Annotated in this window: 8 protein-coding genes; all 8 read left to right on the top strand. The window is 51.3% G+C overall.

The genetic code is table 11. The features are described from left to right. The first annotated feature begins 376 nt into the window (after positions 1-376). The 8 genes from EPO18_RS17225 (at position 377) to EPO18_RS17190 (ending at position 8,976) form a co-directional block, all read left to right on the top strand. Complete coding sequence (locus tag EPO18_RS17225; RefSeq protein ID WP_292435456.1) at positions 377-1,708, top strand: PQQ-dependent sugar dehydrogenase; 1,332 nt, start codon at positions 377-379, stop codon at positions 1,706-1,708. 358 nt (positions 1,709-2,066) lie between these two features. Further along, positions 2,067-2,498: a PRC-barrel domain-containing protein gene (locus tag EPO18_RS17220; protein WP_292435454.1), complete on the top strand. Its 432-nt coding sequence runs from the start codon at positions 2,067-2,069 to the stop codon at positions 2,496-2,498. Between the two features lie 301 nt (positions 2,499-2,799). Then, positions 2,800-5,349 carry an alpha-glucan family phosphorylase gene (gene glgP, locus EPO18_RS17215; RefSeq protein WP_292435453.1) on the top strand — a complete coding sequence of 850 codons (2,550 nt, stop codon included), beginning with the start codon at positions 2,800-2,802 and terminating at the stop codon, positions 5,347-5,349. Then, entirely contained in the window at positions 5,337-6,011 is a 675-nt protein-coding gene (locus tag EPO18_RS17210; RefSeq protein ID WP_292435451.1) for an HAD family hydrolase, read from the top strand. Before glgP ends, EPO18_RS17210 begins: the two co-directional genes overlap by 13 nt. Next, entirely contained in the window at positions 6,008-7,225 is a 1,218-nt protein-coding gene (locus EPO18_RS17205; protein ID WP_292435450.1) for an acetate/propionate family kinase, read from the top strand. The genes EPO18_RS17210 and EPO18_RS17205 overlap by 4 nt, the downstream gene beginning before the upstream one ends. Before the next feature lie 102 nt (positions 7,226-7,327). Next, positions 7,328-7,714: a DUF302 domain-containing protein gene (locus tag EPO18_RS17200; protein WP_292435448.1), complete on the top strand. Its 387-nt coding sequence runs from the start codon at positions 7,328-7,330 to the stop codon at positions 7,712-7,714. A 21-nt stretch (positions 7,715-7,735) separates the two neighbouring features. Then, complete coding sequence (locus tag EPO18_RS17195) at positions 7,736-7,885, top strand: phosphoketolase family protein (protein ID WP_292435445.1); 150 nt, start codon at positions 7,736-7,738, stop codon at positions 7,883-7,885. 41 nt (positions 7,886-7,926) lie between these two features. Further along, positions 7,927-8,976 carry a class I fructose-bisphosphate aldolase gene (locus EPO18_RS17190; RefSeq protein WP_292435444.1) on the top strand — a complete coding sequence of 350 codons (1,050 nt, stop codon included), beginning with the start codon at positions 7,927-7,929 and terminating at the stop codon, positions 8,974-8,976. Positions 8,977-9,520 lie beyond the last annotated feature (544 nt).

Raw genomic sequence — 9,520 nt, 5'->3', positions numbered from 1 at the left:
AGGGCCAGGGATGGCCCTTCTGGCAACCCTCGGTGAAAGCGAGGAACGCAGGAAGCAAGCGGCAACCGGGTCGCCTTTTCTTTGGTTACTTTCTTTTGGCGGCGCAAAAGAAAGTAACTCGCCTTCGGGGGCGAGACCCCGATTCAAATAACTGTCGCACTAGCGACTCCTTCGGCTAACAGCGTAGCATCAGTTATTAACTAATCAAAGATGAATCCGCTGTATTCATTGTGGATCACGCTTGTTTTAACTTAGGAGAATCCCATGAGTATTCACTACATCATGCAAGCCAGGATAAAGACTTATATTCATAGCTATCAAGTCTGCCAGGCATTGCCCAGCTTCCAGCACTAAGCATAAATCGGACTTTATGATCATGTACCTCAGACTCTCATTATTATTCACAATGGTAGCAACAATTTTAGCAGCATGTGGCGAAGTCGCGCAGTTGCCGGCCTCGGCTGGCGTTGGTCCTCATCCCCAACTGCCACCGCCCAACCCGACCTTATTCCCCACCGTGAATGTCGCGAAGGCTATAGGCTGGCCTACAAATGGAAAACCGGAGGCAGCGCCGGGAATGGCCGTGAACGCTTTTGCCGCCGGACTCGATCACCCACGCTGGCTTTATGTGCTGCCTAACGGCGACGTTTTGGTCGCCGAAACCAATGCGCCGTCGAAACCCGAAGACGACAAAGGCATTAAAGCCTGGTTCATAAAGAAGATCATGAAGGATGCGGGCGCAGGCGTGCCGAGCGCTAACCGCATCACACTGCTGCGCGATACTGATGGCGACGGTGTAGCCGAAACGCGGTCAGTATTCATTGAAGGATTAAACTCACCGTTCGGGATGGCCCTGATAGGCAACGATTTTTATGTGGCCAATTCGGATGCACTGGTGAAGTTTCCTTATACCGAAGGCGAAACTCGAATAATCCAGCCTGGAACCAAAGTGATAGATCTGCCTGCGGGTCCAATCAACTATCACTGGACCAAGAATGTAAGCGCCAGCCGGGACGGTTCGCGTCTCTATGTAACGGTGGGCTCGAACAGCAATGTAGCCGAGAACGGCATCGATAAAGAAGCCGGTCGCGCGGCCATCTGGGAAGTGGACCCCAAGCTAGGCACCCATCGCATCTACGCCAGCGGCCTTCGAAATCCCAACGGATTAGCCTGGGAGCCGGATAGCGGAGCGCTTTGGACCGTGGTCAACGAACGAGATGAACTGGGCAGCGATCTGGTTCCGGATTACCTGACTTCGGTACCCGACGGCAGTTTCTTCGGCTGGCCCTACAGCTATTATGGACAACATCTGGATGACCGTGTGCAGCCTCAGCGACCCGACCTTGTCGCCAAGGCCCGGGTGCCGGATTATGCAGTCGGGTCGCATACTGCTGCTCTCGGTTTGGCTTTTTCCAAGAATGACGCATGGCCGACCCCGTTCAATAACGGCGTTTTTATCGGCCAGCATGGTTCGTGGAACCGTAATCCACGTAGCGGCTATCGGGTAATTTTTGTGCCTTTCAAAAGAGGCAAGCCCTTTGGAGAACCGATTGATGTGCTAACAGGCTTTCTTAGCCCCGAGGGCAATGCATTCGGGCGGCCCGTAGGCGTCGCGCTCGACAAACATTCAGCGTTGCTGGTCGCCGATGATGTGGGCAACAACATCTGGCGCGTGACGCCATCAACCCACCGTCCAACTAAACCATGACACAGTCGGTAAAACGCTAAGCCGAACGTAACTACTCAGCAGTTAGAAAAATGGAACGCAGATGACGCAGATGAATATGATGAACGCAGATAAAATCTTATTTAATCATAATTATCAGCGTCATCTGCGTTCCATTGTATTTAAGAACGCTGAGTAGTTACAGCCGAACTAAGTCTTTCAACATAGACTCCTCGACGTTTTTCAAAAGCTCTTAACCTATGTGTTTTGCCGCACCGACTGCATTCGGTTTTGTGCGCATCATAATATATGAGTGATATGAAACATCATCTATACGCTCGGATCGGATTCTGGCATTCCGTAAAGAGCCCTTCTATATCCTTTTTGACAGGAGATAAACATGAATTTTGAAGAACGCAATACCTATGGTATGTACAAAGACACTGACGAGCAAGGCCCCGGTCCTCGCTTGATGGGCGCCGATACTCTCATTGGAAATGATGTCTACAATGAAAATAACGAGGATCTGGGTGACATTAAGGAAATCATGCTGGATATGACCAATGGCCAAGTGTCTTATGCGGTGCTGTCCTTTGGCGGTTTCCTAGGCATGGGAGAAAAGCTTTTTGCTGTACCTTGGGACGCACTGAAACTCGACACGGAGCACAAGCGCTTCGTGCTGAACGTTAACAAAAATCGCCTTGAAAGTGCACCGGGATTCGATAAGGATCACTGGCCCGATATGGCGGATCAGGCTTGGGTGGATAAAATTAATGCTTACTATGAAACTAGATCGCAATCGGATCAGCAGAACCGACAAAACATGTACTAAAACATGTCCAGCAAGGAGAAGATCGAACGGATGCTCCACCGTAAGGATATTGACCGCATTGTAATACTAATGCCTGACGCGTTGACACGTATAATAGGAGCAAAAACCACTGCTCTTTTTGTGCCCGGTAGAAGACAGCAGGATGTCCGGCCGGGCATTCTCAACAGCTCTTCGGAATTAACTGAACCGGTTATGCCGAATACGCTATAGCATACAGAACCCGCTCTCTGAGTATGTGTTCTATCGTACCGACTGTGGCTAGTTTTGCGACTAGAGTATCTTCTGTCATAAAGGAGAAGCTATGAGCAAAAAAACGCGCGTTTGTAGTCCTGTTTACAATCTTCTACCTACGGAAATCGAAGGCTTCGACTCGTTGGCTGAGCTTGCGCTGAATATACGCTGGTCGTGGAATCATGCTACCGATGAAGTATGGCGGCATCTTGATCCTGTATTATGGGAAACCACGCATAATCCTTGGGTCGTATTGCAAACAGTATCGCGCGACCGGATCGAATCTGTGCTAGCCGACCCTGTTTTTCGCAACAACGTTGATGAGCTGTTACAGACGAAGCTGGAAGCAGTGGAGGCGCCCGCCTGGTTTCAGCAGAACCATCCGCAAAGCCCCTTAAGCTGTGTTGCCTATTTCAGCATGGAATTTATGCTCAGCGAAGCTTTACCAATCTACTCGGGCGGACTTGGCAATGTAGCCGGCGACCAGCTTAAAGCTGCTAGCGATCTGGGCGTACCGATTGTCGGTGTAGGACTGCTCTATCAACAAGGCTATTTCCGGCAGGTCATTGACAAGGATGGAGCGCAACAAGCCTTATTTCCATACAATGACCCGGGACAGTTACCTATCACGCCTGTGCGTCAAGCAAACGGCGAATGGTTCCGTTTGGAAATACCCTTAATCGGCTATTCGGTCTGGCTGCGCATCTGGCAGGTTCGGGTCGGAAAATTGAAGCTTTACTTACTGGACAGCAATGACCCGGCGAACTTTCCAACTCATAGAGGGATTACTAGCGAGCTATACGGCGGCGGGCCGGAGCTTCGCCTCAAGCAGGAACTGCTGCTGGGGATCGGTGGATGGCGGCTGCTTGAGGCGCTTGGCATTTACCCGGAAGTCTGTCACCTTAATGAAGGGCATGCGGCTTTTGCTGTGTTGGAACGCGCCCGCTGTTTCATGCAAAAAAACGCACAGCCTTTCAACGTCGCGCTGGCCGTCACCCGGGCAGGTAACCTTTTCACAACCCATACCGCAGTGTCGGCAGGATTTGACCGTTTCGCTCCATGTCTTATCAAACAATACCTCTACCGTTATGCCGAGCAAAGGCTAGGCATAACGATCGATGATTTGCTGGCTCTAGGCCGTCAGAACCCGGACGATGCGTCTGAAAGTTTCAATATGGCCTATCTGGCAATCCGCGGTAGCGGAGCCGTCAATGGCGTAAGCCGTTTGCATGAACAAGTCAGCCGGCGTTTCTTTGCTCCTCTTTTTCCTCATTGGCCGTTGGCCGAAGTACCGGTTGGACATATCACCAATGGCGTTCACATGCCGACGTGGGACTCAGCATCGGCCGATGATCTTTGGACGGAAGCCTGTGGCAAAGATCGCTGGCTGGGAACAATGGAAAACCTGGAGCAGGACATTCACCGCGTCTCCGACGCCAGACTCTGGCAGTTCCGTACCGCCGCCAGCAAGTCTCTTGTTGAATACGCTTGCGAGCGATTATCCAGTCAATTGGCTACTGCCGGCGAGTCGCCCGAAGCGATTGAACGAGCAAAACATCTATTTGATCCGAACGCATTGACATTGGGCTTTGCGCGGCGCTTTGCAACTTACAAGAGGCCAAACCTATTACTGCACGATCCGGAGCGATTACTTCGTCTATTAACCAATACTCAGCGGCCGGTGCAACTTATCATTGCCGGCAAAGCCCATCCGGCAGACCGGGCTGGGCAGAGCCTGATCCGGGAATGGATGCATTTTATTCAGCGGGCCGAAGCTCGACCACAGGTGATATTTCTCAGCGACTACGACATGTATTTGACCGAACGTTTGGTACAGGGAGTGGACGTCTGGATAAACACACCAAGACGGCCTTGGGAGGCGTGCGGAACAAGCGGCATGAAGGTACTCGTCAATGGCGGCCTCAATGTCTCGGTATTGGACGGCTGGTGGGCAGAGGCTTACCAGCCTCAGTTGGGGTGGGCGCTGGGCGATGGTAGCCTCGGGCATGGCGATGATCCCGCCGGGGACGCTGCCGATGCCGATTTACTCTACGATCTGCTCGAGCGAGAGGTGATCCCGGAGTTTTATAACCGAGACGAGAACGGTATTCCAACCGCATGGATCCAGCGAATGAGAGAAAGCATGGCGCAACTGACGCCGCGCTTCTCAGTCAACCGCACTGTACGTGAATACACTGAGCAACACTATATTCCGGCTGCTACCGCTTACCAACTACGTGTTGCCAATGAATGCGCGATAGGTAAACAAATAGTCGACTGGCAGCATAATCTGGAACAGAAATGGGCTGCCCTGCACTTTAGTAAAGTCAAGGTTGAGACACGTGGCGAGAATCACCTATTTGAGGTTCAGGTTTATTTCAATAACCTCGACTTCAAATCAGTGCGGATAGAGCTTTACGCTGATGGCGTCATGAATAATGCCCCGGTACGGCAACAAATGACTCAACTTCGCCAACTGGTCGGCACAGCAGGTGGCTATGTTTATGGAACTGCTGTGTCCTCGGCTCGTCCCCCAACGGATTATACCGTGCGATTGATACCCTACTTCGACGGCATGGAAATCCCACTGGAAAACGGACGAATCTTATGGCAACGATGATCGAATTAACGGAAGAAGCGACGATAAGCAAAACAACTGCAATAAGCTGTGTGTTTGTGGATATAGGCGGTGTTCTGCTGACCAACGGCTGGGATCATCATGCTCGCGAACGGGCGGCGGCGGATTTCAATCTGGATTGGGCCGAGATGGAGAGTAGGCATCTTCTGAACTTCAGCGTCTACGAGGAAGGGAAGCTCTCACTGGAAGAATATTTAAATCGGGTAGTCTTTTACCAAAAGCGGCCGTTCACCCGAACTCAGTTTCGAGACTTCATGTACGCGCAATCGAAACCTTATCCGGACATGATAGAGCTAGTCTCTGAGCTCAAGATCCGGCACGGCCTGAAAATCGTCGTGATCAGCAACGGAGGCCGCGAGCTGAACAAGTACCGAATCCAAAAGTTCAAGCTGAACAGCTTTGTGGACGCATTTATTTCCTCTTGCTTCGTCCACGTCCGTAAGCCTGACGCGGATATCTTTCGGCTGGCGCTGGATATCGCTCAAGTTCAAGCCCTACAGGCAATCTATCTTGAAAATACCCCGCTGTTCGTTCAAGTCGCTGAGAATTTAGGAATCCGCAGTATTCTTCATACGGATTATCTATCTACCTCTACGCAATTGGCTTCATTGGGATTACTAAACGACAAAGTAGGTATCCCATGACCCTAGATAATCCGCAAATACTGGCAATTAACGGCGGCTCGTCGAGTATTAAGTTCGCGCTGTTCGAAGTTGACGACTCTCTCCGACGGGTTCTTGAGGGTAGTATTGAGCGGATTGGACTACCGGAAACCACTTTGCGAGTTAAAGACTGGAGCTTGGCGGGCAGCTTTTCGCGATTAATAATGAAAGGGGGTTATACGGCGGCAGTGGATACCCTGATGGATTGGATCGAGGAACGCATCGGACCCGATACATTGACAGCGGTGGGGCATCGGATAGTCCACGGCGGGCCGAAGTATTGCAAGCCGCAGCTCATCACTGCGGAAACGATTGAAGAGTTACGTCGGCTCAGCCCGTTCGATCCTGAGCACATGCCGGAAGAGATCCTTTTGATCGAGGCGATTCATCGCCGATTCCCCAATTTACCCCAAGCGGCCTGCTTCGACACGGCTTTTCACCACGATCTGCCGCGCGTCGCAAAACTGTTGCCGATCCCCAGGCGGTTTGAGGCGCAGGGGGTGCGGCGGTACGGATTTCACGGATTGTCTTATGAGTTTCTAATGAGAGAATTAGTTCGCGTATCCGGCCCCAAAGCCGCACGAAGCCGAATCATCCTCGCCCATCTTGGCAATGGCGCGAGCATGGCGGCAGTGCGTAATGGAAAAAGCATCGACACCAGCATGGCCTTCACGCCCGCAGCAGGTTTGGTGATGAGCAGCCGCTCCGGTGATTTGGACCCAGGACTGGTTTCGTTTATGGTGCAAAATGAGCAAATGACGGCATCGCAATTCAACCATATGGTCAACCACGAATCGGGACTGCTCGGCGTTTCAGAGACCAGCTCCGACCTGCGCGATTTACTCGCTCAGGAAACCGACGACATACGCTCGGCTGAAGCTGTCGCGTTGTTTTGTTATCAAGCCAAAAAATGGATCGGCTCTTTCGCCGCTGTACTGGGTGGATTGGACACGCTCGTATTCACAGGAGGCGTTGGCGAAAATGCGCCGATCATTCGAGCCCGTATCTGTGAAGGATTGGACTTCCTCGGCATCAAACTGAGTCAGGAACGCAATAAAGAATCCGAGAGAATAATTTCCGCCAGTACCAGCCGGGTCACAGTTCGCGTTATTCGCACCGACGAAGAACTGATGATTGCCCATTCTGTGTGCGATGCACTTGAACTTGGCTCCGGCCAATCTCCAGCCCAAACGTAGCCTGCAGAGAGCAAAACGATGATCCAAAGTGATATTTTATTCAAAAATAAACCAGCTCCAAGCGCTGCTACTAAGTGAACTATTAACGATGTGAGGACGTTTATGTTAGTCAAATTCTCTACCGACAAAACTATAAGTAAGGCAGCCGCGGCTTTACAAGCCGCTGTCAAAGCCAATCATTTTGTGGTCATGCAAGTGCACAACCTTAAAGAAATAATGAAGAAAAAAGGCGTGGAGTCCGCTCGCGAATGCGTGATTTTTGAAGTATGCCAGCCGCAACAAACCCAGAAAGTTCTCGATCAAAACATGGGCGTCTCCACCGCACTGCCATGCCGAATTTCTCTTTATGAGGAAGGCGGCAAAACCATTCTGGCAACCTTAAAGCCAACCGAATTGCTGTCCATGTTCAGCGCGCCACGCCTGGAAGTGGTGGCGCGGGATGTAGAAAATACCATTATTAATATTATGAAAGAAGCGGCATTCAGCTGATTACTTTCGCCGGCGCCAAGCATGATGGTGCTGAACGATATGGATCGTTTCCATCTGGTTATGGATACCATCGACCGTCTGCCGCAGACTGGCAACAAAGGTATTTACCTGAAGCAACAGCTCAAGGACAAACTTATCGAGCACAAGCAATATATCGCCCGGCATGGCTAAGACCTGCCGGGAATCCGTAACCGGAAGTGGAGTAATGTCTAATGATTGCGCAAGAGCTTGTAAACACTGCAAAGAAATTGGTCGCAGGCGATAAAGGCCTGCTGGCTATGGATGAAAGTAATTCGACCTGCAACAAACGATTCGCAAAGCTGGGTATTCCTCAAACCGAGGAAGCCCGACGCGCCTATCGGGAGTTGATTGTGACCACACCCGGTCTCGAAGACTATATTAGCGGAGCGATTCTCACCGATGAGACCATCCGTCAGAAGGCTAAAGACGGCATGCCTTTTGTTAAAGTTCTCGAAGCTGCCGGCATCATTCCCGGAATCAAAGTTGATGCCGGGGCAAAGGATATGGCCGCGCACCCCGGCGAGAAGATAACCGAAGGTCTGGACGGATTGCGCGACCGTTTGGCTGAATACAGTCAAATGGGCGCCCGGTTTGTCAAATGGCGCGCGGTGCTTGTGATAGGCGGCGGCATTCCCAGCCGGAGTTGCATTGAGGCTAACGCGCAGACGCTGGCTCGCTATGCCGCATTATGTCAGGAAGCCGGATTGGTTCCCGTCGTCGAGCCGGAAGTACTGATGGACGGCGATCATACGCTGGAACGATGCTCCGAGGTAACGGAGGACGTATTGCATACGGTGTTCGGCCAGCTTTACCGGCAACGGGTCATGCTGGAAGGTATGCTGCTGAAGCCGAACATGGTGCTTCCGGGCTTGGACTGTCCGAAGCAGGAAACGACAGATGTGATAGCCGACGTCACGGTAAGATGCCTATTGCGAACCGTTCCTCCCGCCGTTCCGGGAATTACGTTTTTATCGGGCGGCCAATCGGCTGAACTGGCCTCGGCCCGTTTGAATGCGATGAATGTCAGTTTCAAATCGCGGCTGCCGTGGGCGTTGTCGTTTTCGTTTGCCCGCGCCGTCCAGCAGCCGGCTTTGGAGATTTGGCAAGGCAAGGAAATCTTTGCGGCGGAGGCGCAGGAAGCTTTGTATCACCGGACTAAATGCAACGGGGCTGCGCGGCGCGGCGAATATTATGCCGCTATGGAAAACCCAGTCACTCTACGAAAGGCACGAAAAGGTTGAGTGCAGAAAATATGTGGATGAATGTGCCCTACCGCACCGACTGAGGCTGATTCCGCGGTTAGAGTGCCAAAGTGTTTTTGAAGTTATGGGGATATTCGCTAAACCTGTATCGGTTGTCGAAGCAACGCCTGATCTTGAGTTGAATTTTAGCCGGTTTGTTTTTGTGTTTTAACACTATTGGTAGACTGTTTAACCTAGACAAATCAGTTAGCCACAGATTTACACAGATAAACGCCGATACTACATTGAGTGATGCAAGACTAGCGGTCACCCAACGGGTGCCGCAAAGAACTCATGTAAGCCATTGTTCACCTGTGTAAATCCGTGTCCATCCGTGGCTCAACTGCTCTTTTCAGGATTAAAGGTTCTTCTGTCTACCGAAATGGGCACTTAACTGGAGATTTAGCCATGAAATATCTTATTGGATTTTTTTCCGCGCTTTTTTTAGCCATGACGTTAATAACAGTCACAGGTTGTGCATCGACAAAAACACAGGAGGCAACCGGAGAATATTTTGACGACAGCGTTATCACCGGCAAAATCA

Source organism: Methylobacter sp. (genome assembly GCF_004322395.1).
In the GTDB taxonomy this organism is placed as follows: domain Bacteria; phylum Pseudomonadota; class Gammaproteobacteria; order Methylococcales; family Methylomonadaceae; genus Methylobacter_A.
This window is presented reverse-complemented; position numbering and strand designations above follow the sequence as displayed.

What these genes read in the sequence shown, in the direction of transcription:
- EPO18_RS17225 (WP_292435456.1), top strand. Translation starts at nt 377, where the DNA reads ATGTACCTCAGACTCTCATTATTATTCACAATGGTAGCAACAATTTTA.
- EPO18_RS17220 (WP_292435454.1), top strand. Translation starts at nt 2,067, where the DNA reads ATGAATTTTGAAGAACGCAATACCTATGGTATGTACAAAGACACTGAC.
- glgP (WP_292435453.1), top strand. Translation starts at nt 2,800, where the DNA reads ATGAGCAAAAAAACGCGCGTTTGTAGTCCTGTTTACAATCTTCTACCT.
- EPO18_RS17210 (WP_292435451.1), top strand. Translation starts at nt 5,337, where the DNA reads ATGGCAACGATGATCGAATTAACGGAAGAAGCGACGATAAGCAAAACA.
- EPO18_RS17205 (WP_292435450.1), top strand. Translation starts at nt 6,008, where the DNA reads ATGACCCTAGATAATCCGCAAATACTGGCAATTAACGGCGGCTCGTCG.
- EPO18_RS17200 (WP_292435448.1), top strand. Translation starts at nt 7,328, where the DNA reads ATGTTAGTCAAATTCTCTACCGACAAAACTATAAGTAAGGCAGCCGCG.
- EPO18_RS17195 (WP_292435445.1), top strand. Translation starts at nt 7,736, where the DNA reads ATGATGGTGCTGAACGATATGGATCGTTTCCATCTGGTTATGGATACC.
- EPO18_RS17190 (WP_292435444.1), top strand. Translation starts at nt 7,927, where the DNA reads ATGATTGCGCAAGAGCTTGTAAACACTGCAAAGAAATTGGTCGCAGGC.